General features: G+C 49.2%; 20 protein-coding genes, 1 tRNA gene and 1 other annotated feature. Of the genes, 8 read left to right on the top strand and 13 right to left on the bottom strand.

Annotated elements, in window-relative coordinates:
• Window positions 1-4: 4 nt before the first annotated feature.
• From rsfS to DCC85_RS15340, 4 genes are all read left to right on the top strand, one after another.
• Window positions 5-352, top strand: coding sequence for a ribosome silencing factor (gene rsfS, locus DCC85_RS15355; RefSeq protein WP_108466386.1), 348 nt, complete (start codon window positions 5-7; stop codon window positions 350-352).
• Window positions 349-1,245 carry a CvfB family protein gene (locus DCC85_RS15350; RefSeq protein ID WP_108466385.1) on the top strand — a complete coding sequence of 299 codons (897 nt, stop codon included), beginning with the start codon at window positions 349-351 and terminating at the stop codon, window positions 1,243-1,245. Before rsfS ends, DCC85_RS15350 begins: the two co-directional genes overlap by 4 nt.
• Before the next feature lie 27 nt (window positions 1,246-1,272).
• Complete coding sequence (locus tag DCC85_RS15345) at window positions 1,273-2,040, top strand: class I SAM-dependent DNA methyltransferase (protein WP_108466384.1); 768 nt, start codon at window positions 1,273-1,275, stop codon at window positions 2,038-2,040.
• A gap of 252 nt (window positions 2,041-2,292) precedes the next feature.
• Window positions 2,293-3,363 (top strand): LacI family DNA-binding transcriptional regulator, encoded by a 1,071-nt coding sequence (locus DCC85_RS15340; protein ID WP_108466383.1) that lies wholly within the window; start codon window positions 2,293-2,295, stop codon window positions 3,361-3,363.
• A gap of 112 nt (window positions 3,364-3,475) precedes the next feature.
• Here DCC85_RS15340 and DCC85_RS15335 read toward each other — a convergent pair whose 3' ends face one another.
• The 3 genes from DCC85_RS15335 to DCC85_RS15325 are packed head-to-tail and all read right to left on the bottom strand — an operon-like array spanning window position 3,476 to window position 8,172.
• Window positions 3,476-4,678, bottom strand: coding sequence for an AGE family epimerase/isomerase (locus DCC85_RS15335; RefSeq protein ID WP_108466382.1), 1,203 nt, complete (start codon window positions 4,676-4,678; stop codon window positions 3,476-3,478).
• Window positions 4,679-4,701: 23 nt separating this feature from the next.
• Entirely contained in the window at window positions 4,702-5,655 is a 954-nt protein-coding gene (locus DCC85_RS15330; RefSeq protein ID WP_108466381.1) for a glycoside hydrolase family 113, read from the bottom strand.
• Window positions 5,656-5,709: 54 nt separating this feature from the next.
• Window positions 5,710-8,172 (bottom strand): beta-mannosidase, encoded by a 2,463-nt coding sequence (locus tag DCC85_RS15325; RefSeq protein ID WP_108466380.1) that lies wholly within the window; start codon window positions 8,170-8,172, stop codon window positions 5,710-5,712.
• A gap of 280 nt (window positions 8,173-8,452) precedes the next feature.
• On the opposite strand from DCC85_RS15325, the gene DCC85_RS15320 reads away from it, so the two are divergent.
• Window positions 8,453-9,100 carry an SGNH/GDSL hydrolase family protein gene (locus tag DCC85_RS15320; RefSeq protein ID WP_108466379.1) on the top strand — a complete coding sequence of 216 codons (648 nt, stop codon included), beginning with the start codon at window positions 8,453-8,455 and terminating at the stop codon, window positions 9,098-9,100.
• A 72-nt stretch (window positions 9,101-9,172) separates the two neighbouring features.
• On the opposite strand, the gene DCC85_RS15315 is transcribed toward DCC85_RS15320, so the two are convergent.
• Genes DCC85_RS15315 through DCC85_RS15295 form a run of 5 tightly spaced genes read right to left on the bottom strand, consistent with a single transcriptional unit; the run spans window position 9,173 to window position 13,221 of the window.
• Entirely contained in the window at window positions 9,173-9,910 is a 738-nt protein-coding gene (locus DCC85_RS15315; protein WP_159081895.1) for an ABC transporter permease, read from the bottom strand.
• Window positions 9,911-9,923: 13 nt separating this feature from the next.
• Window positions 9,924-10,625 carry an ABC transporter permease gene (locus DCC85_RS15310; RefSeq protein ID WP_108466378.1) on the bottom strand — a complete coding sequence of 234 codons (702 nt, stop codon included), beginning with the start codon at window positions 10,623-10,625 and terminating at the stop codon, window positions 9,924-9,926.
• Window positions 10,622-11,353 carry an ABC transporter ATP-binding protein gene (locus tag DCC85_RS15305; RefSeq protein WP_108466377.1) on the bottom strand — a complete coding sequence of 244 codons (732 nt, stop codon included), beginning with the start codon at window positions 11,351-11,353 and terminating at the stop codon, window positions 10,622-10,624. Before DCC85_RS15305 ends, DCC85_RS15310 begins: the two co-directional genes overlap by 4 nt.
• A gap of 57 nt (window positions 11,354-11,410) precedes the next feature.
• Window positions 11,411-12,517: a sensor histidine kinase gene (locus DCC85_RS15300; protein ID WP_108466376.1), complete on the bottom strand. Its 1,107-nt coding sequence runs from the start codon at window positions 12,515-12,517 to the stop codon at window positions 11,411-11,413.
• The gene (locus tag DCC85_RS15295; protein WP_108467901.1) at window positions 12,514-13,221 is read right to left on the bottom strand and encodes a response regulator transcription factor; all 708 of its coding nucleotides are present in this window, start codon (window positions 13,219-13,221) and stop codon (window positions 12,514-12,516) included. The genes DCC85_RS15300 and DCC85_RS15295 overlap by 4 nt, the downstream gene beginning before the upstream one ends.
• Window positions 13,222-13,511: 290 nt before the next feature.
• Here DCC85_RS15295 and namA point away from each other — a divergent pair, with 290 nt between their 5' ends.
• Window positions 13,512-14,522: an NADPH dehydrogenase NamA gene (namA, locus tag DCC85_RS15290; RefSeq protein ID WP_108466375.1), complete on the top strand. Its 1,011-nt coding sequence runs from the start codon at window positions 13,512-13,514 to the stop codon at window positions 14,520-14,522.
• Window positions 14,523-14,935: 413 nt separating this feature from the next.
• On the opposite strand, the gene DCC85_RS15285 is transcribed toward namA, so the two are convergent.
• Genes DCC85_RS15285 through DCC85_RS15270 form a run of 4 tightly spaced genes read right to left on the bottom strand, consistent with a single transcriptional unit; the run spans window position 14,936 to window position 18,244 of the window.
• Window positions 14,936-15,592 (bottom strand): 3-oxoacid CoA-transferase subunit B, encoded by a 657-nt coding sequence (locus DCC85_RS15285; protein ID WP_108466374.1) that lies wholly within the window; start codon window positions 15,590-15,592, stop codon window positions 14,936-14,938.
• Window positions 15,593-15,594: 2 nt separating this feature from the next.
• Complete coding sequence (locus DCC85_RS15280; RefSeq protein ID WP_108466373.1) at window positions 15,595-16,251, bottom strand: CoA transferase subunit A; 657 nt, start codon at window positions 16,249-16,251, stop codon at window positions 15,595-15,597.
• A 36-nt stretch (window positions 16,252-16,287) separates the two neighbouring features.
• Complete coding sequence (locus DCC85_RS15275; RefSeq protein ID WP_108466372.1) at window positions 16,288-17,034, bottom strand: acetoacetate decarboxylase; 747 nt, start codon at window positions 17,032-17,034, stop codon at window positions 16,288-16,290.
• Between the two features lie 25 nt (window positions 17,035-17,059).
• A complete protein-coding gene (locus tag DCC85_RS15270; protein WP_108466371.1) occupies window positions 17,060-18,244 on the bottom strand; it encodes an acetyl-CoA C-acetyltransferase in 1,185 nt (394 codons plus the stop codon).
• 514 nt (window positions 18,245-18,758) lie between these two features.
• Here DCC85_RS15270 and DCC85_RS15265 point away from each other — a divergent pair.
• Window positions 18,759-19,058, top strand: coding sequence for a hypothetical protein (locus DCC85_RS15265; RefSeq protein WP_108466370.1), 300 nt, complete (start codon window positions 18,759-18,761; stop codon window positions 19,056-19,058).
• Window positions 19,059-19,373: 315 nt separating this feature from the next.
• On the opposite strand, the gene DCC85_RS15260 is transcribed toward DCC85_RS15265, so the two are convergent.
• A tRNA-Pro gene (locus tag DCC85_RS15260) sits at window positions 19,374-19,450 on the bottom strand.
• A 195-nt stretch (window positions 19,451-19,645) separates the two neighbouring features.
• Window positions 19,646-19,881: a binding site (T-box leader), on the top strand.
• 81 nt (window positions 19,882-19,962) lie between these two features.
• Here DCC85_RS15260 and leuS point away from each other — a divergent pair.
• Entirely contained in the window at window positions 19,963-22,404 is a 2,442-nt protein-coding gene (gene leuS, locus DCC85_RS15255; protein WP_108466369.1) for a leucine--tRNA ligase, read from the top strand.
• The last annotated feature ends 58 nt before the right edge of the window (window positions 22,405-22,462 follow it).

Raw genomic sequence — 22,462 nt, 5'->3', positions numbered from 1 at the left:
ACCGATGACGGTAACACCAAACGAACTGTTAAACATCGCGGTTTCAGCCGCCGAGGATAAGAAAGCTATGAACATTGTTGCGCTGGATCTCCAGAACATCTCACTCATTGCGGATTATTTTGTCATCTGCCACGGTAATTCCGATACGCAGGTGCAGGCGATTGCGTCTGAAATCCGCAAGCAGGCACAAGAGGCAGGCGCGAACATTCGCGGCATTGAAGGCCTTGACTCGGCACGTTGGGTACTGATGGACTTGGGCGACGTTGTCGTGCATGTGTTCCATCGGGATGAGCGTGAATATTATAATATCGAACGCCTGTGGTCTGATGCCAAAGTGGTGGAGACTCTATGATTGCAGGAACAATAGTCACTCTCCCGATTGACCGGGAGGTTTCGCCATTCGGCTATTTTCTTCGCACCGAAGGCGGACAAGATATCCTGCTTCACTATACGGAATTAACCCGTGAGGTGAAGCCGGGCGAGGTAATAGACGTATTTTTGTATTTTGATACGGAAGACAGGCTTGCTGCGACGATGAAGAAGCCTTACTTGACGCTAGGCGAGATGGCGCTGCTGGAAGTGGCCGATGTTCACCCACGCCTCGGCTGCTTCCTGGAGATGGGCCTTGGACGCCAGCTGCTGCTTCCAATTCGGGAGCTTCCCGAATACAAGGAGCTGCACCCGCGGGTCGGTGATCAGGTCTTCGTCATCATGGAGCATGACAAGCAGGGACGGCTGAAGGCTAAGCTGGCTGGAGAACAGGACCTGGCGGTCAAAGCCTTTCACGCGCCCACAACCTGGATGAATGAATGGCATGAGGCGATTGTCTACAAACCGCTGCAAATGGGCACTTTTGTACTTGTAGAAGGCGGGGTGCTTGGATTCGGGGCGATCGGGATGATTCATGCTTCCGAACGCAACCGGCTTCTTCGTCTGGGTGAACGGATCAGAGTTCGCGTAGCCCATATTCGCGAGGACGGACGGGTGAATCTGTCGTTGGCTCCGCGCAAGGAGATTGGACGCAATGAGGATGCGGATCGGATCTTGGCGTATCTGGAAGAGCGTCCTAGCGGCTCAATGCCTTATTCGGATGCAACGCCGCCTGAAGTTATCAAGCAGCGCTTTGACATCAGTAAAGCGGCATTCAAGCGGGCACTTGGCAAGCTGATGAAGGAAGGCAAGATTACGCAAAAAGAAAGCTGGACCTATCTGAAGGGCCGTGAACCGGAATCTGATCGGAAATAGGTCTGAAATAGAAAGCGTGGTGGCATCATGCTGTCTTACCGGAAATTTGCTTATGTATACGATGAGTTGATGGAGGATATGCCTTATCCCGAGTGGCTGCGCTTCGCACGTACCGCTTGGGAGAAGTACGATATGCCGAAATCGGTGGTCGATCTAGGGTGCGGGACGGGAGCCATTACGATTCCGCTGATCAATGCAGGCTTTGAGATGACGGGGATCGACCTGTCTGGTGACATGTTGGCCGTGGCCAGGCAGAAGATGGAGTCTTCGCCGAACGGAGCGAGGCTGTTCAAAAGCGGGAGCGTAAGATGGGTGCAGCAGGATATGCGGAGCTGGGAAGTGCCGGAACCTGTAGATTCGGTTATTTCATTCTGCGATTGTCTGAATTATTTGCTGGAGGAAGAGGACATTACAGCGGTGTTCAACCGGACCTATGCTGGACTTAAGCCGGGCGGGAGCTTTCTGTTCGATGTTCACCATCCGAATACCCTTCGCCGTTACGATGAGGAGCAGCCGTTCGTATGGGACGAGAAATCGATCTCCTATATATGGACCTGTGATTTTGATTCGCTTCGCTGTGAGATCGAGCACCATCTTTCCATTTTTGCGCAGGAGAAGGAAGGGCCGCTGTACCGTCGTTTTGAAGAAACACATGTTCAGCGTGCTTATGAGCCGGAATGGCTGCGCAGCGAGCTGCTTCGCGCAGGTTTCCATGAGGTGTACTGTTACGCCGACTTTTCATGGAGGGAAGCGGATGAGAAGACGGAGCGTCTTTTCTTCGTGGCTCTGAAGTAGGCAAGCTAGAGCAAGAATCTACAGTTCTTATTTCATCAAATCATGTTCGCTTGAAATAACGATGGGACTTTCGTCAAAGGCCCGTCGTTTATTTTTTTGTGCGAAAAAACCTAATATTCAGTTCCTCATTCCCGAACTTTATTATTTTTGTTATAATGTAGTTAGAATAATAATGAAACTTATATATCAAATTTGAACGGGTTATTAATGAGTGAGAGACGACGATAACAAGTAAGAGCGGAGGTAGCGACGATGGCCAAAAAAGTGACCATGCAGCAGATCGCAGACTATTTAGGCGTCTCCAAGTTTGTGGTCTCCAAAGCCCTTTCCGGTAAAGGCGGAGTAAATGAGACGACCAAGGAGCGGGTAATTGAGGCTGCTTCCCAGCTGGGATATTTTGCGCAGAAGAACGCTTATGTCAAAAATATAAAACCCACGGCTCCGGCCTCCCTGTCAGATCGCAGCAAGCAGTCTGTCATTGTGCTAATGCCCAATATACGGTTTCAGACGAAGGATTCTCTCTACTGGGGTAAGATTCTGGAGGGAATTTCCCAGACTTTAGAGGCCGAAGGACTGGGGATGGTGATTATCTCGGAGCAGCGGATGGATAATTTTGCGAATGTGCTGAACCCTTCCGGCATCTTGGGTATGATTGGTGTAGGGGAAATTTCCACCTCTCTGCTGCTTGAGGTTCACCGCATTGGACTGCCAATGGTGCTTGTCGATCATGAAGATGCACTTATCCCTACTGACACAGTGTTCGCTAACAATGTAGACAGCATCACACGACTGACCAAGCATTTGATTGGACTTGGACATGAACGGCTGCATTTTATGGGTGATTTTCGTTTTTCCCGCAGCTTCCGGGATCGGTGGATCGGCTTTCGAAGTGCCCTTGAGGAGAACTCGCTGGAGACTCCGGCGCTGGACGACCCGATGCTGTCCCTATTTGGAATCGACCGTGGAGAATATTGGGAGGAAATCAAGAGCTGGTTCGCCAAGCGTAAAAAAATGGACAAGCTGCCGACAGCCATCGTATGTGCGAACGACTCCATTGGGCTCACCGTTTGCAGTGCGCTGCAATCGCTAGACATTTCCGTACCTCAGGAAATTTCGGTTACCGGCTTTGACAACATCGAGGATGCTTACCGGGGGACGCCTCCGCTGACAACGATCCATGTGCCTAAGGAGATGCTGGGCAAGCGAGCCGTAGAGAAGCTGCTGAATCGTATTGCCAATCCTCATGATCCGCTGGAGAAGGTGCTGATCTCGGCAGATATTGTATACCGGGATTCGGTAGCTGAACCGAGGGCTAGAGGGTAAGTTAGCCATGTTCGCAGGATCGATTCTGAAGCTAGGCTGCTGCGGAAATAGGAATATATGAAGAGAGCCAGCCTTTCGGAACCGGTAGGCTGGCTCTTTGATATGTCTTGTCTTAGGCTTCGGACTTGCTAAGACGCTCGATCATTTCGAAGCAGGCACGGCTGTTATGATAAGGACACTTCCAGGCGCTAACCTTCATTTCGTGCAGCTGGGGCACACCCTCACGGTTAACGCTCCAGTACCACTCCCCATGCTTCTTATCGATGATGAACTCTTCGATGAAGTTCCAAGATCTGACGGCCGCTTCAGCGAACTTCTCCTCCCCTGTCATTTGATAGGCGTTGTAGAAGCCGACAACCGCTTCGGCTTGCGGCCACCAGTCTTTATTGGTATCTGTCAGACCCTCAGCGTTAGCCTCATTAAGCAGCCCGCCGTCGCTGTCTACACCTTCATTATAAGTGGCCTCTGCCATGGCAATAGCAACTTCCCGGGTACGTGCCAGCAACTGATCATTCCCAAGCACTTCTGCTGCCTCGAACAGCAGCCAGCTGCCCTCGATGTCATGACCGTAAGAAATATCATCGGATTTCACATTCCATTCCTCGTCAAAGAACAGGAAGAAGTGAGCGGTCTTGGGGTCAACGATATGGTCCAGGGTGACCTCAATCAGTTCGCTCAGTTTGCTGCGCAGCTCTTCGTCCTTCCACACGCGGTATAGGTTGGTGTAGCCTTCCAGAACGTGAAGATGGGTGTTCATGGATTTGGCTTCGTTCAAATCCTTGTCGCTGAGGCTCAGGTTATCCGTAGGCTTCCAGTCGCGAGCCAAGGCTTCAATGTAGCCTTTATGAACCGGATCGTAACCGTGCTTCTCAAGAATGTGGAAGAGCTCTTTGGCGAGCTCCAGCGCTTCTTGATGGCCTGCGGCGCGATAGTACTCAGACAAGGCATAGATCGCAAAAGATTGGCCGTAAATTTGCTTTTTGTCCTGTGAAGGGTTGCCTAGCGCATCAACCATCCAGTACAGCCCGCCATGCTCATTGTCCACAAAATGAGTGGTGAGATAGTCATAGGCGCGCTCTGCCATCTTGAGATAGTCTTCCTGTTTATACATCCGGTAAGCTGTGCTGAACGTCCACAGGATACGGGCATTCAGCACCAAGCTCTTCTCAGCCTCGGGATGAACATTCATCGCATGATCGATTTCGCCGAGGAAGCCTCCGTTTTTCTTATCAATCGTATGCTTCATCCAGAAGCCTAGAATATTCTCCTTTAGTTCTTGTTCCAAACGCGGTTTTAAAGCAGCTGCTTGACTCATTTTTTTGTGCTCCCTTCAACATTTTATATAGATATGGTCTTAGAAGTGTAATAGTCTTTAATGACCGATTCGGCCTCTTTGTTATAAGTGCAGTAATCATCATTGGTGGCTGCCATCTCCGGCGCATACAGCTCGGCTTTCCAGTCCCAGAGCATAAAACCTTGAACCCAGTCGCGCTTGTCACAGGCTGCGAACATCGCATGGTACCAGTCGGCCTGCTCCTTCTGATTCACTTCTCCCGGAAGGTTCCAGTCGTTCGGGATTTGGGCAGAGCCGGTCCGGCTCATACATCCTGCTTCCATGAAGAAGAAGGGCTTGTTGAATGCCTTGACTACCGGTTCAATTCGGTTCAGCTGGGCTTCCCAATCATGAATAGGGTAATAACCGCTTGAAGAAATAACATCTACCGCATCCCACCACGTTACATTATCCTCCTGGTATTTGTCACAGTTATAGGTCACAATTCCGCTGTAGACTTCACGGACATCCGCGATCAACTTCCGCCACTCGGCCTCACGCCGGTCCGTCTGAACCATCTCACAGCCGATGCAGAGCATCTCGCATCCCGTTCGTTCGGCGATTTCCGCATAGTGCAGAATATAGTTCGTGTATGAACGGAACCAGTCGGCCCACTTCGGCTCACAGGGCACATCTTTATCAAAAAAGTTGATATGCGCCCGCCACGTCCCATCCGTACAGTTCACAATAGGCTTTAGGCAGACCTTTAGGCCAAGTGATTTGGCCTTGCGGATCGCCCAGACAACCTCCTCGTCCGTAACGGTAGGTTCCTCCCAATAGGGGATTTCGGTGGAATGAGCTGTGGCCTGCATCGCCGAGAAGGCGATAGCGGTCCAATTTACACCTGTTGTTTCAGCCATAATTTCCATCGATTGATTCGCTTGATCTGTAGCCCAGGTCCCGCGGATGCCCATGAAGCCCCAAGTCATTCCGGCAACATATTCTTTAGCAAAGTTCATAGGTGCACCTCTCTTAATTAAAAATATAGTCCATCATGTTGTATGTTCATCGGATTAAACATCAGTGATATCTACAGCGCTCCGCACCGTTATAGCTTTCTTAAGCTGCTCTAAAGTGAGCTGCTCTGACAGGGAAGACTTGGCGAGGATAAGGATCTTTGTACGGCCGGGCGCCAGATCGAAGTAATTATCATCCAAATGGCCGTCAAGTCCGTTCAGTTCTACCTCTACATATTTGGCCAGCGAATCTGTACCAAGCTTGATTGTAAAATGGTCAGCCTCTTCCTGTACCTCTGTGACAAACTGCGGAACAGGGAAGGTAAAGTGCTTCGGCGGTGCGAAGAGCAGCACCCCGTCACTGATCGTTTGTCCGTCTGATTCAAAACGGTACTCCAGGAAGGCGCAGCGAAGCTGCTCTGCTGTCAGCAGCTCAGAGAAATCCAGGGCAACAACCGCTGCCGAGCTTAGCTCAGCTATTTCAGCTGCGGAAGATCCTTCACGTAGTAGTCCGTCCTTTGTGCTCCAGAGCTTCCAGCTTACCGTTCCGCTCACGCTGTGAAGGGTCTCATTGGATACATGCAGCTCCACTTTCGCGCCTTCATCACAGGCAGATAGGAGGACTGGAGCATAGAAGCGCTTCGCGAAATAATGCAGCGCCTTCCAGCGCCCGTAGTAATCTATACTGGACCAGGAAGCAACGGGCCAGCAGTCGTTCAGTTGCCAGTAGATGGATCCCATGCACCGTCCCCGGTGTCTTCTCCAATGTTCCACGCCATACTTCATGGCTTCGGCTTGAAGCAGCTGTGAAGCGTAGACGAGGGAGGCGAGATCTTTAGGATATTTAAAATTCTGAGCCAGGTAATACAGGATTTTGCCATTCGCGCCATCATTCTTCTGATGCCGTTCCATGACATAGGAGAAGATGTTTCGGTCTTCCGGAAGTGTGTAGGTTTCGATCGTCTTCATGCTCGGAAAAGACTGGAAACCAAACTCGGAGCAGAAGCGGAAATGGAAATGGCGATAGTCTGTAAAAGGCTTAAGGCCATGCCATACATCCCAATAGTGGACATCGCCCCGGTTCTGGTCGTTCGGATCGTCGAATCCGCCGCCCGAGGACGGGGAGGAAGCCCAATAGAACGTATTCGGGTCATACTCTGCTGCAGTCTTTGCCAGGAGAACCTCGAACTGTTGAAGATAGTCCTGGCGAAGCTTCTCATCTTTAGGGAAGTCCCAGGTTTCCCAGGCCATTTCCATCTCATTGTTGCCGCACCACAGACCGAGAGAGGCATGATGCCGCAGGCGAAGCATGTTATCAATAGCTTCCTGGCGGATATTCTCCGCGAATTCATCGGTCAATTCATAGACGGCGCAGGCGAACATGAAATCCTGCCATACGATCAGGCCGTAGCGGTCGCACAGGTCATAGAAATCGTTACCCGGGTAAAACCCGCCACCCCATACCCGGATGCAGTTGAAGTTAGCTTCAATGCAATCCTTGATAAGCTGCTCTGTCTTGGCGGCAGACGTTCTGGGCAGGAGGTTATCCTCCGGGATGTAATTCGCACCCATCGCAAAGATCGCAACCCCGTTCACCTCAAAGGCAAAAGAGGTTCCCCATTCATCAGGCTCCTGCTTTACTCGCAGGGTCCGAAGGCCAATGGTATAGTTCCGCTCGTCCAGAAGCTTACCTTCTGCCTGAAGAAGCACCTGCAGCTGATAGAGCGGTTGATCGCCATAGCCGTTAGGCCACCAGAGCTCGGGATTCTCAATCTGAAGCTGCAAGGTATTCGAGTTCTGTATGATGGAGGCTTTAGCGGTCAACACCTGGCCATCTGGACTGGTTAAGAGAGCCTTAAGTTCGAAGGGAGCCTCGCCCCAAAGCTCGGATTCGGTCTTGATATCGAGTGTAACCAGCCCCTTCTGATGGTGTTGGGTCATATACACGTCGGTTAGACGTGCCTGCTCATAGCCGCGAATATAAATATCGCGCCAGATTCCTGCGTCTGGAAGCTGAGGCCCCCAGTCCCAGCCGTAGCTGTAATGGGCTTTACGAATATGCGGAAATCCGCTTACCGAAATTTCCGGTGCCCACAGGAACGTTTTGCTTTGCTTGTCCTCAATGTAATCCAGAGTGTTCTTGAATTTGATGGAGATCTCGTTGGTCCCCGGCTGCAGATAGCCTTTCACATCGAAAATATAAGTCCGGTGCATATTGTTCGTCTCAGCTATGGCTTGCCCATTCACATAAATGGAGCTGAGCGTATCCAGACCCTCGCAGACGAGCTCAAGACGATCTAATTGATAAAGCTCATGGCTGATATCGAAAGTGCGGGAATAGATATAATCCTGTCTCATGACCTCTTTGGCATGTTCTTCACGATCACGATAGAATGGATCTTCTATTTGTCCAGCTTGGAGCAGATCATGATAGACAGATCCGGGCACAAGCACATCAATGGGCGATTGCTCGGGCGAAATCGTCAGCGTCCAGCCTCCGCCAAGGGATATTGTTTGCATATACCAGACTCCTTTTTAGTAAGAATATTATTTTGTTATATTTTGTTATTGTCTTGTTAAGTAAGTTATAATAACAACATGCTTTATTTATAACTCACTCTGTGAGCGATTTCAAGTATTGATTTTATAATGTAACCATTAGTTTTTAATTACAGAAAAGTTGTGTAACTGCCTACATATTTAGAAAGGGTTCAAAGTGATTATAGAAGTTAGTTAGATTTTTGTTATATAATTGTGCTAAGAAATGCTGTTGGATCACTATGCAGAGGAGAATATAATCATGAAGCTACAATTAAATGACACATTGCTGATCACAGGAGATTCCATTACGGATTGCGGCCGCGACAGACCGTTTGGAGAGAGCGGGGGGCTGGGCAACGGTTACGCGTCCCAGGTGTTTGCCTTGCTTAAGGCGGTTTATCCGCAGCTTCATATTCGGGTGCTGAATACAGGCGTTGGCGGAGATACGACGCTTGAGCTTGAAGAGCGGTGGGAGACCGATGTGAAGAATCTAAAGCCTGACTGGCTGTCCATCATGATCGGTACAAATGATGTGTGGCGGCAGATCGGCAAGCCTGAAGCGGAGCAGTCACTAACGGCTTACGAGAACCGGCTTCGCAAGCTTATTGAAGATATTAAGCCTTCATTAAAGGGCCTTATTCTGATGACGCCATATTTACTGGAATCTAACAAGAATGACCGGATGCGATCCTTAATGGACCAATGCGGTGTCATTGTGAAGAAGCTTGCTGAGGAATATGATGCAGTGTTTGTAGACACGCAGGCCGCGTTTGATGCTGTGGCCAGCGACATCTATTTGGCCGAGCTGTCCTTCAACTGGGACCGTGTTCACCCTGACGGTGCAGGTCATATGGTTCTTGCGCGGGCATTCTTGAATGCGATCGGCTTTAATTGGGAAGGGAAATAATCAAGTTTACATTAGGAAAGGAGTTCCTGCAAACCAAGCAGGAACTCCTTTCCTAATTTTTTATGCAGACAGTCACGACGCCAATGATTTCTTCCGGAACATGGATTGTCCTAGTGTGAAGTAAAAGACGAAGCTGAGGACGACCATCGCATATAAGCTCCATTCCTGAACTCTCGGCGAGAAAGGGGTGCCTTGCGGCATCATGGTATAGAACGGCAGAGTGAACGGAAACCACATGCCAAGCGCGGAAGGGAGACCGGAGAACACGATGTTGAGCAGGACGCAGACGACATTAATACTAAAGGCAATGCCGAAGTTCTTAAACCGGGTGGAGAACCATAACTGGATGGCTGCCAATGGAAGGATGCCGATCCAGCCCAATACGGCGCTGCTCACTAGGAATGTCCAATCGATGCTGCCTGTAACGCCGGCAACCATGCCGCTGCCGATCTCCGCCGCCATGAATAGGACCTGTATTATCGCCAGCATGCAGAGCAACACGGCGTATTTGGCCAAATAAATGCTGGAACGGGAGTAAGGGGTGGCAAGCAGCTGTTTCCATCCCCCCGACCTATGCTCGTACAAGCAGATTAGACCGGCTATGGTTCCGGATAACAACGGGAAGAAAAACGCGGTATGCAGGTTAATGATATACATCAGGTAATTCGGCCAACTCGGTTCGTAAACTGCGGAAAGCATGCCCCAATTGCTGCTAGCTAATGATATATCCGCAATCAGGGCGATGAAAATAAGAACGGCGATCAGCCGCCATTGAATTTTTATGAATTCTGCGGTAAGTAGTCTTTTCATCTTCTTTTTCCTCCTACCATTCTTTCCTGTTAAAATGCCAACATCCCGCAGCCAATAAAACGACTCCGGCGGATAGGCCGGCAAATACCCATCGCCCATGTCCAGGGATGAGGGGAGTGGACAGTGCGGGATATGTCCACGGCATGTAATGGAGGAGGGGAAACGTCGATCGTGCCAAAAACAAACTGGCCATGGAACCGGCTGCTCCCGCTCCTATCGCAATCGATTGATTAGCAAACAGGATGGACAACCATGTTTGAATCGAGATAAAGGCAAACACGGCGAAAAAACAATAAAGCGGCTGTTTGATGATAATTTCGAACGGCACCGGTTCATGGAATAACAGCTTCCAAAGCACGATCGTGCCTGCGATAATCAGCAATACTTCAATGAGCAGCAGCAGGCACGTGACGATCCATTTACTTAAGTAAACTTTTGGCTTCGCTACAGGAATCGTGCACATCCGGTTCCAGACTTTTGTTTCATGCTCTGTAGAGGCCATGACGCTGGCGAGCAAGGTGACACTAAGCATGAGGGTAAAAGAAAGAAAAAAGTACATCACGGACATCGTGGCGTATGCCCCGCCGGGCGAATCCCGAAAATTCATGTACCAGAATGCGCTCATCACCCCTAGTAGTAGCACGGCCGCGATGACAGGTAGAACGAGACAAAACATTCTCAATTTCATCCATTCCGTGCGAATTAGCTTGATCATAAGCTTCTCCCCATGCCGGTCATGCTGAGAAAGATTTGTTCCAGCGATTGATCTCCGCCTTGCTCTCTAAGGCTGGATAGTGTGCCTTGATAAATGAGTTTTCCCTCATTGATGATTCCCACATGATCTGCAACCTGTTCAATTTCATACAACAGATGGCTCGACACCAATACGGTCATGCCGTACATTTGGGGCATGGCGGTAATCAAACTGCGGATCTCCTGTATCCCCGAAGGATCCAAGCCGTTAGTCGGCTCATCAAGGATCAATAATTTGGGATGATGGAGAATCGCCATCGCAATGGCGAGTCTTTGTTTCATGCCCAGCGAGTATTTCCGGACCGCTTTGCTGGCTTGATCCGTTAAACGTACCCATTCAAGTGTTTCCGCAATGCGTGACTCCGAGGCTCCCAGCAAGGTGGCTGCGATTTTCATATTCTGATATCCCGACAAATGACCGTAATAAGACGGGGATTCAACCAGCGATCCGATTCTCTTCAGAATTTCAATCCGTGATTTTGGAAAAGGCTTGCCAAATATCGTGATGGTGCCCCCGTCGGGCTGGACCAATCCAAGCAGCATTTTGATCGTTGTCGATTTTCCGGCTCCGTTAGGTCCCAAAAAACCGTAAACCGAACCCTCAGGGATTTGCAAATCGATCCGGTTCACGGAAAGATGATCGCCAAATTGCTTGGATAAAGCGTCTGTTTCGAGTACAAACTGTGCCATTTTCTTTGTTCACCTCTGATTATATTCTCCTTAAAGGTTAGGCGAACAAAGTAAACGTCAGGTAAACGAATTGCCTGACGGCATCACGGCATCAAGCGGGAGCAGGATCGTGACGATTGTTCCTTGTTTTGGGACGCTGTGGATTTCCAGTTTTCCTTGATGCTCCTTGATTAAGTCCTTCACAACGTACAGACCGATTCCCTCACTCTTGTGCTGGATTTCACCTGGATGGCTGTGTTGGAGGCGCTGAGCGACTGCGGGGGGCATGCCAATACCATTGTCGGTCACAATGATTTGTACGTTTTGATTTGCTAACACCCGGACAGAGATGCTCGTATCGGAAGGGTTATGCAATACCGCATTCATCAATATATTTTGCACCGCTCTTTTTAGAAGCTTAGGATCAAAATAGTAAGGTAGGGCGGGGACATGGGATTCAAAGCTGAAATGATAGGCAGCGGATTTGGGATTGTTGGCCACGTCAAGCGTCAGCTCCCTCAAGAAACCGACAAGGTCGCTTCTTGCTTTCAGCGCCTGGGTCTTTCCGTGCTTGAACTGAAACGTTTGGATCAACCCCTCGATATCTTGAACTTTCTGGAGTAACAATCGGAAAATCGGCTCTTCCTCCTCCTTGGCCAATTCAACCTGCGGGCTAGCCATCACATCCAGATATCCTTTGATGTAAGAGAGTGGGGTTTTGATATCGTGGGATACACCGGAAATCCATTGTTCTTTTACTTCGTTGGCTTGTTCAAGCTCCTGACGGTTGTGCTCCAGCGTGGCCGTCAATTCCTGAAGACGAATAATCATATCTTTGAAGGGGGCATAGATCAGCCTGATCTTATGTTGATTCTTCCAAAGAAATGAATAACGTTCGCCATAAAACCGGGAGTCGTACTGCCCTTCGGACAAACCCTTCATCCAGCCTACTACAGCCAGTGACGGCTTGCCGATCAGCCAGCCGGCCGTATACATGTATAGGCCTAGCATCCCAACCATAACTAGTATATGGTAAATGTTTATATCAATTAGATGAAGCGCAGGGATAGATTCCATTAAGAGAATGATGACAACAGTAATAGCCACAAAGCCGACGGAGATCACCAATACAGAAGCCATTAAAAATACAAGGGACAGCAGCATGGAGCGGCGAACAATCGTCATTGAACATTCCTCGCTTTTTTAACCAATTTATAGCCAAGCCCTTTCATATTGAGGAGAAACTGCGGTTGTCTTGGATCGGGCTCAATCTTCTTTCGGATTCTTGAAATATGGATTACCACCGTTTTTTCATCGCCCTCCTGATAGGGCTTCCACACTTTTTCATATAATTCGCTCACCGTAAAAATAAAATTGGGATGCTCGCAAAAGAAAGCGAGCAATAAAAATTCCATCGGCGCACAGGAGACTTCTTGCCCTTGAACGAATAATTGCCCGCTTTGCTTGTTCAGTTTAAAATGTCCAAAATCGTAAACGGCTCGGGACATGGTTTGAAGCTTGGCTACTCTGCGCAAATGAACCTTCACTCTCGCCGTCACTTCGGTCGGGTTAAACGGCTTTGTGATGTAGTCGTCCGCCCCCAGCTCAAACCCGGTAATCTTGTGCATATCCTGATTCTTGGCGGTCAAAAATAGTACAGGCGCTTCGGTGATCGTTCTGATCTGCCGGCATACGTCGAATCCATCCCCGTCCGGCAGCATCACATCCAAGACAATCAGGGATACATCATGACAGGCGATGATGTCCAGGGCTTCTTGTGCCGTCGTTGCAGTTAATAAATTTGTAATCCCGAAATTTCGCAAAGTAAACGCCAGCAGATCTAACAAGCCTTGCTCGTCATCTACCAGCAGGACAGTGCCGTTCTCCACGTGACTCACTCCATCCGATAGTTTCGTTTTATATCTATTATCATAGCACTTGGATTGGGCATGAAGAAATGTCAGCCCTGCCATTTAGGAAGCTTCCCTTCTTTATGGATTATGTCTTGTCCTTTTAATGATCATGGTTGGCGTGGTTGTCATTACGAAGGCGGAGGACTTTGTGGCTAATTTCGTATATGCCTTGTTCATAGTGTTTTCATATATTGAAATATTGCGATATACAAAAGAATAAGGTATATTGATTAAGAGTTAAAAACCTGTGAAGGATGTGAAATTCTGTGCTGTTTAGTTCTTACCAGCTAAAAAACATTACGCTGAAAAACCGGATCGTCATGGCCCCTATGTGCATGTACTCCTGTATGGATGAGTCCGGATTGGTTCAAGATTTCCATAAAATTCATTACCCTTCCCGTGCTGTAGGGCAAGTGGGGCTGTTGATCGTCGAAGCGACAGCAGTTACTCCTCAAGGAAGAATTTCTCCGTATGATCTTGGCATCTGGAGTGATGATCATGTTGCCGGACTTCAGGAACTGACCCGCCTGGTACATAGCCAAGGCTCTCATATTGGAATTCAGCTGGCTCATGCAGGCCGTAAGGCAGAGCTGAAGGATCCGATCATCGCTCCGTCAGCGATCGCGTTCAGCGACCGCTACCAAACCCCGCAAGAGATGACAGTGGCTCAGATTCATGAGACGGTTGAGGCCTTCAAGGAAGGAGCCCGCCGGTCGAAGGAAGCTGGATTTGATGTGATCGAGCTGCATGCTGCGCACGGTTACCTGATTAACCAATTCTTGTCCCCGCTCAGCAATCATCGGGAAGACGAGTATGGCGGTGACCGCGACAAGCGCTTCCGTATTCTGAAAGAAGTTATTGAGGCTGTAAATACCGTATGGGATGGCCCACTGCTCGTTCGTGTATCCGCTCATGATTATGATCCGGAAGGACTTACGCCTGCTGATTATGTATATTACGCCAAGCAGCTGAAAGAGCTCGGTGTAGACTTGATCGATGTCAGCTCCGGCGCCGTTATCAGCAAAGGTCCTTCCAGCGTGTATCCTGGCTACCAGGTGCCGTTCGCTGAGCAAATCCGCCGTGAAGCGGATATTCCAACAGGAGCAGTCGGACTTATTACAGAGCCTGAGCATGCGGAGGAAATCCTCCAGAATGGCCGTGCCGATCTGGTCTTCCTGGCCAGAGAGCTGCTTCGTGACCCTTACTGGCCGCGCAGAGCGGCTAAGCAGTTGGGCGTTGAGATCGAAGCGCCTGCACAGTATGAGCGTGGCTGGTAATATCAGCATACTTTGTATTGCTGAAGAAGCGAATCCGGATCGTTGTCCGGGTTCGCTTTTTTTGTTACAGAAGAGACTGGAATTTTTATAATAGACTGTTTTGATTTATTATACTTTCATGATGCGCTAGTAGAATCTATAGAGGTAGGGGAGCATGAGATCAATATTTTTTCCTCACGCGGGAGGACCGGGTATACGTAAAGTTGGTGGAAGCGCTGAAAAAGATACCTCGTAAACCATCTACAGTGCGCCTCACGGGTTTCCTATCGTATCCCATCTGTAGGAAGAACATAGCGAATGAACGGATAGGCATTACGGATCCTTACAAGGTAAAGGTGACGACAAACTCATATGAAAAAGAACAAGCCCCTCGGGAAGCTGGTTTCCTTGAGGGCTTGTTCCACTTCTATGATTTACACTGCAATAGCCTTCAAATCCGGTGAAACCATCAGCTTAGCCTCGGTGGCCTTCTGAACGTCTTCCACCGACAAACCCGAAGCGATTTCCTTTAGTAGCAGCCCTTTTCCTGGAATCACATCGATGACGGCCATTTCGGTAACGATGGTCTTTACAACATTTACGGCGGTCAGGGGGAGCTTGCAGGTTTTCAGGATTTTCAGCGCTCCGTCTTTGGTCAGATGCTCCATGGCTACGATCACCCGCTTGGCTCCAACCACCAAATCCATGGCCCCGCCCATACCCGGCACTTTTTTCCCGGGAATCATCCAGCTTGCCAGGTTGCCTTGCTCATCGACCTCCAGGGCGCCCAGAACGGTGATGTCTACATGCCCTCCGCGAATAATGGAAAAAGATAGCGTACTGTCGATAAAACAAGCTCCTTTTACGGCAGTTACGTAGTTTCCGCCAGCATCGATACAATCGAGTCTTTCCTTTCCCTGAGCCGCCTTGGGGCCTACGCCGACAATTCCGTTCTCAGCCTGCAGCGTAATATGCACGTTTTCGGGGATATAATCCACTGCCATAGTAGGCAGGCCGACTCCAAGGTTGACGATATCGCCGTCTTTAAATTCCCGGGCTACTCTTCTAACGATTAATTCTCGGTTATTCATGCTTAATCTCCCACCTTTACGATCGCATCGACAAAGATTCCGGGGACGTTGACATGATTGGGATCAATGTCCCCTGTCTTTACGTATTCGTCCGTCTGTGCAATGACATACTCGGCCGCCGTTGCCATAACGATATTGAAGTTGCGTGAAGAGCCGTTGATGACCAGGTTCCCCGCTTCATCCCCCTTATGGGCGCGAATTAACGCCACGTCCGCTTTGAGCGGTAGCTCCAGCAAATATTCCCGTCCGTCTATCTCCAGCTTCTGTTTACCTGTCTCGACAACGGTGCCTACGCCTACAGGGGTTAAAACACCGCCCAAGCCCGCTCCTCCTGCGCGGATTTTTTCCGCGAGTGTGCCTTGCGGGAAGAGCTGCACATCCGCTTCTTTTGTCATCAGGAGTCTTCCCGTTTCCGGATTGGCGCCGATGTAGGAAGCAAAAATCCGCTTTACTCGGCCGCTTTTCACAAGCTCATAGATCGATAGTTCCGGTGTGCCCGTGTCGTTGGAAATTACGGTTAGATTGCCAGCGGAATTAGTGTCGACCAGCGCGCGCACCAGCTCTTCCGGATAACCTCCGGCGAGAAAACCTCCGACCATCACCGTATCCCCGTCTTTCACCTTCTTAACTGCTTCTTCCGCAGAGATGATTTTGTTCATTATGTTTCTCCCACCCTTGTCTAATTTTTAGGGAAACTAACTTTCTTGGAGATAATCGTGGATGACTCTCGCATAGGGCAGCGTTAAATCGGCGATAAAATGTTTTCCGCCAACATAAGCTTTCACTGGCAAGTCGGCCACAGGGGCATTGACATGGGGGACCAGGAATAATCTGGCGGGCCCTGACCAGGCGCCTTTTACCGTGATGTTTTCCAGATTATACGCCACTAACTGAGCGATTTTCGGAGTGCCGTCAACATCGGGGATCAATTTTAAATTAACCTGGGTTTTGGCGATCGATTTAGCTGTTTCCGCTTCATCCAGAATGTGATATTTGAAAGGTATCGTTCCCATGGCCACCAGGACGTTATTATAGTGCAGTGTGCCCGTCAGCGTCTCGGTTTCTTCGACTCTCAAGCGAGGTTTCGCCCATTTTTTCGGAAATCCCCAGATTTCCCGTCCCCCGAGAATAGCGGGCGCATTGTCCAAATACATTTGCGCGACAAAATTGCACGGCTTTCCTTGAAAAGTACACGGAATAACGATCCCGCTTTCCTCATAGCTTCCCAAACCGGACGAATCGGGCATCTTGATCCACTCATACGAAACGGTGTTGCTTCCGTCCGGCTCAAGCGGTTCTGGGACCGCCTGTCTAATTGCGGCGGGATCGGATTCATAAGTAATGATAAAAAATTCCCGGTTAATGAAACGGCATGGCGGCCGTCCGTAACTGGCGCTGGCCGCAGGCATCGATTGCAGTGAAAGTACCTCTTTTTGATTCATAACGATCTCGCCCTCCCTTTTTAAGTTAAATGAGTGCATTCTCAACCAGCATCGCGATTCCCATGCCCGTTCCGATGCATAACGAGGCTATGCCGTAACGTGAAGATCTTCGTATCATTTCGTGAACCAGCGTAACCAATATTCTAGCGCCGCTTGCCCCGACAGGATGCCCGATTGCGATTGCGCCGCCATTAACATTGACCTTGTCCGGACGGATTCCAAGCTCCTTCAATACCGCAACTGCTTGTGCGGCGAAGGCTTCATTAATTTCAAAAAGATCGATGTCATCGATGGACATTCCCTGGCGTTTAAGAAGCGACGAAATGGCTTTCACCGGTCCCATTCCCATATAGGCGGGGTCGACGCCGACCAATGAGTAACCTTTGATATATGCCAGCGGTTTTAACGCAAGCCCTTTACATTTGTCTTCCGACACGACGAGTGCGGCCGCCGCACCATCATTAATTCCCGAAGCATTTCCCGCGGTAACCGTTCCGTCCCTCTTAAACGCGGGCTTTAAACTGGAGAGTTTTTCCTTGCTGGTATCTCCTCTTACGTGTTCGTCTTCCGCGAAAATGATCGTTTCTTTTTTGGTTTTGATCGTGACCGGAACGATCTGTTCCGCAAAAACCTTTTTGTTTCTGGCTTCTGCGGCCTTTATCTGACTTTCGTAGGAAAATTCATCCTGTTCAAGTCTAGAAATTTCATATTTTTCGGCGACATTTTCTGCGGTAATTCCCATATGGTATTTGTTGATCGGGCACGTAAGTCCGTCGTTCACCAAGGAGTCGACCAGTTCGCCGTTGCCCAGTCTGTAGCCGTTTCGGGCATCGCTTAGCAGATAAGGGGCGTTGGACATGCTCTCCATGCCTCCAGCCATGACGATGCTGCTTTGCTCCGACAATATGGATTCGTAAGCTAATGCAATGGCATGAAGTCCTGAACCGCAAACCGTGTTGATCGTTGATGCGGGCACATCGATGGGGATGCCGGCTTTGAGCGCCGCCTGTCTGGCGGGGTTCTGGCCAACGCCCGCCTGAAGGACATTTCCCAGAAAGACTTGATCAATCTTAGCCGGCTCTAGCTTGCTTTGCTGAAGGCATGCTGTCATCACGTTGGCCCCCAGTTCGGGAGCGCTTAAAGGCGCAAGGGTTTTGTTAAAGGAGCCGACCGCCGTTCTCAATGGGCTTACTAGTGCAACTTTTTTCATAAACACTCACAATCCTTTCGTTGTGTTTAAGACAAAAAAATCCGTGACTGCATTTTATTTCGTGTTTTCCTCAGATTTAAGAACCACACCGGCTTTGAGATCCATGGCATCGGAAAATTACAGCGAATGAAACACTGAGCATGACGACCTTGCGTTATCCATCATTTTTGACAGCCTTCTTTCTTCCTTTAATTGGAATTTTGTAGCGGTTTTATCTTAGTTCTAATGCCCAATTTGCTCAATGCCTAAATATAAACATAAAATTTTAAAATAATATATATAGTTCCAAAAAATCCATTATAGCCCATTATTACTTTTATTTTCTGGATTTTTCTGAATGCTTCTGAATGTTTCTGTAAATAAAGGAACAAATGTTATATAATGGGAGGAAATGATTGCTGATTGCCATGTAGAGAACGATTTTAAGCTTTCCTGAACTTTGAGGGGAATATATGAAAATAAATAGAATTTCATAGATATAACCGAAATATCAATTTGGAGGGGTCGTGATGGATTGGATGAGGGCAGCGGTTTAATTGAATATGTCGGGGAGGAGAGATTGGTTTTCGACCACCCGGATCTCCGCATGGAAAAAGCGGACCTTAACCGGATTTTCGCAAACTATGACAGCATCGGGGCAATTTTATACGGCGGCGAGAACTCTGGTTGGGAACGGACACCGTGGTTATCCTTCCGGGACACCTATCAGATACTATCGCTGGAGTTGTCGAGGGAAGAGATCAGGTACCCCGTTCAGTTAACGGAGGTCAATCTATCAGCACCGCGCAGCCCCGAAAAACTGCTTGTATTTTGAACTAGGCGGAGGTTTGGTTCAGGTGACTTATTTGGCCGGACAGGCTCCGGTTCATTTCTGACAGGATTCGAAAAACTGCGAGTTCTTCCAACTTGTCGAAAATGAAAGTTTTGCGGATTTCGATCATGAGCTGGCGTAATGGGTTCCGGAGGGAGTCAGTATTTTGTTGGATTCCATTCAGGCGATGCTTGACGCGGTGAACCGGGTTGTTGGGCGAATAGCGGGGTGAAGTCCGTTGGTACACGGTGGGTACATTCAGCGTTTTTGAGCATAAAAAAGTTGCGGTCAAAAGCCCCGCAACCGTTGATTTTATAATGGTCGAGACGACAGGATTTGAACCTGCGACCTCTTGCTCCCGAAGCAAGCGCTCTACCAAGCTGAGCCACGTCTCGATAATTTAAGGTGAATGATCGTTGGATCAATTCTTAATTATACTCTGAAATGGATAGCTGTAAATATATCTTCTGGAGTATGAAGGGTAACTTTTTGTGAACAAAGTCATGACCTAGACTTTATCATCCAGTATTCAGGAGAATGATTGACATTTCGACTTTTTTAGATATAATGGTTGGTAAATAATCGGATAAATGTTTGCGATGATAGGGAGCATTAGTTTGCGGTTAGTTATGCAGAGAGCCGGTGCTTGGTGAAAGTCGGTTAACTATTCGAAATGAACTCGCCCTGGAGCTTAAGATGAAAGCGTTCGTCCGAACGTGAAAGATCTTCGTCCCGCCCGCGTTAAGGGTGCAAAGTGAGTGTCGGATAAAGCATATCCGCGCTAACTAGGGTGGTACCACGGGAACTGCAGCCTCTCGTCCCTAGCGATAATAACGCTACGGGATGAGGGGCTTTTTTGATGGTTTAAAGCGTTGTATTGCCGCAATTTATGAAGGGGGATTTTATGATGTCAGAGCACAATCATACAAGCAACGTCTATCATCCACAGTCGATCGAGCCGAAATGGCAGGCCTACTGGGATGAACACAAGACTTTTAAAACAACAGAGGACGCGAGCAAACCGAAATTCTACGCCTTGGATATGTTTCCTTATCCATCGGGAGCCGGGCTGCATGTAGGCCACCCAGAAGGATATACGGCGACAGATATTATTTCACGTTTCAAACGAATGAAAGGCTACAATGTGCTTCACCCGATGGGATGGGACGCTTTTGGCCTGCCTGCTGAGCAGTATGCTATCGACACGGGCAAGCATCCGCGGGATTTCACCATTCAGAACATCAACAACTTCCGCCGTCAGATCAAGTCGCTGGGCTTCTCCTACGATTGGGATCGTGAGATCAGCACGACGGACCCTGAGTATTATAAATGGACTCAGTGGATTTTTATTCAATTGTATAAGAAAGGTCTTGCCTATGTTGCAGAGGTTCCGGTGAACTGGTGTCCGGCGCTCGGCACGGTACTTGCCAATGAAGAAGTTATTGACGGCAAGAGCGAGCGCGGCGGCCATCCGGTTATCCGTAAGCCGATGCGTCAGTGGGTTCTGAAGATCACGGAATATGCAGACCGCTTGCTTGAGGATCTGGAAGAGCTGGACTGGCCGGAGAGCTTGAAGGAAATGCAGCGCAATTGGATTGGTAAATCCAAAGGTGCTGAGGTTGTCTTTGCCATCGAAGGGCATGAAGAGACCTTGACCGTCTTTACAACCCGTCCTGACACCTTGTTTGGGGCAAGCTATGCAGTGCTTGCGCCAGAGCATCCGCTGGTGGCTTCCATTACGACAGCGGAGCAATCGGAAGCTGTGAAGGCCTATCAGGATCAGGCGGCACGCAAGAGTGATCTGGAACGCACAGATCTGGCAAAAGACAAGACTGGCGTATTTACCGGAGCTTATGCTGTAAATCCAGTAAGTGGCGCTAAGCTGCCGATCTGGATTGCCGATTATGTTCTGGCAGGTTATGGAACTGGCGCCATTATGGCAGTACCGGGTCATGACGAACGCGATTACGAGTTCGCGAAGAAGTTTGAGCTGCCGATTATTGAGGTTGTTCAAGGCGGTAATATAGAAGAAGCGGTATATACCGGGGACGGTCCGCATGTAAACTCGGACTTCCTGAACGGGCTGCATAACGAAGAAGCGATTCAGAAGATGATTGCTTGGCTCGAAGAGAACGGAAAAGGACAAGGCAAGGTCACTTACCGCCTGCGTGATTGGCTGTTCAGCCGCCAGCGCTATTGGGGCGAACCCATTCCGATTATTCACCTGGAAGACGGCACAATGAAGACGGTGCCTGAGGATCAGCTGCCGCTGATGCTGCCAGAGGTCGATCAAGTTAAGCCGTCCGGCACTGGGGAATCACCGCTGGCCAATGTAGCGGACTGGGTGAACACAACAGATCCAGAGACGGGACTTCCAGCCCGCCGTGAGACCAACACTATGCCGCAATGGGCCGGCAGCTGCTGGTACTATCTGCGTTACATTGATCCGCACAATGATCAGGAGATCTGCTCCAAGGAGAAGCAGGAGCAATGGCTGCCTGTAGACCTTTACATCGGCGGTGTAGAACACGCTGTTCTTCATTTGCTGTATGCCCGCTTCTGGCACAAGGTGCTGTATGATCTCGGAGTTGTTACGACCAAGGAGCCATTCCAGAGACTGGTGAACCAAGGTATGATTCTCGGTACGAACAACGAGAAGATGAGTAAATCCAGAGGGAACGTCATCAATCCGGATGTTATCGTGGGTGAATACGGTGCGGATACACTGCGCGTCTATGAAATGTTCATGGGACCGCTTGAGGCAACCAAGCCTTGGAATGAGAATGGTGTAGAAGGTACTCACCGCTTCCTGTCTCGGATCTGGCGCCTGTTCATCAATGAAGATGGCGGCCTGAATGCGAAGATTGTGGATGGCGACGGCAGCGATGAATTCAAGCGGACCTGGCACAAGACCATTAAGAAAGTCACAGAAGATATTGAGCATATGCGCTTCAATACGGCGATCAGCCAGCTGATGATCTTCATTAATGAGGCCTACAAGACGGACGCAGTTCCTAGAGCAGCTGCAGAGAATTTTGTTCAAATGCTGTCTCCATTGGCTCCGCACCTTGCTGAAGAGCTGTGGCAGCGCCTCGGTCACAATGAGAGTGTAACCTATGTGTCTTGGCCTGAGTTTGATGAGGCATGGACGGTAGATGCCGAGGTTGAAATTGTTGTGCAGGTGAACGGTAAAATCGTTGAACGTACGAAGATTTCTAAGGACTTGGACCAAGCGGCCATGCAGGAGCATGCGCTTGCACTTGAGAATGTATCGAACGCCATTGCAGGCAAGACCGTCCGCAAAGTCATCGCGGTTCCTGGCAAATTGGTTAATATCGTAGCAAACTAAGCATTGTTTAAATAACTGACATCTATAGAGCTCCTTCATGACGGTTCATATTATGGAA

The sequence above is a fragment of the Paenibacillus sp. CAA11 genome (assembly GCF_003060825.1).
GTDB lineage: Bacteria > Bacillota > Bacilli > Paenibacillales > Paenibacillaceae > Fontibacillus.
This window is presented reverse-complemented; position numbering and strand designations above follow the sequence as displayed.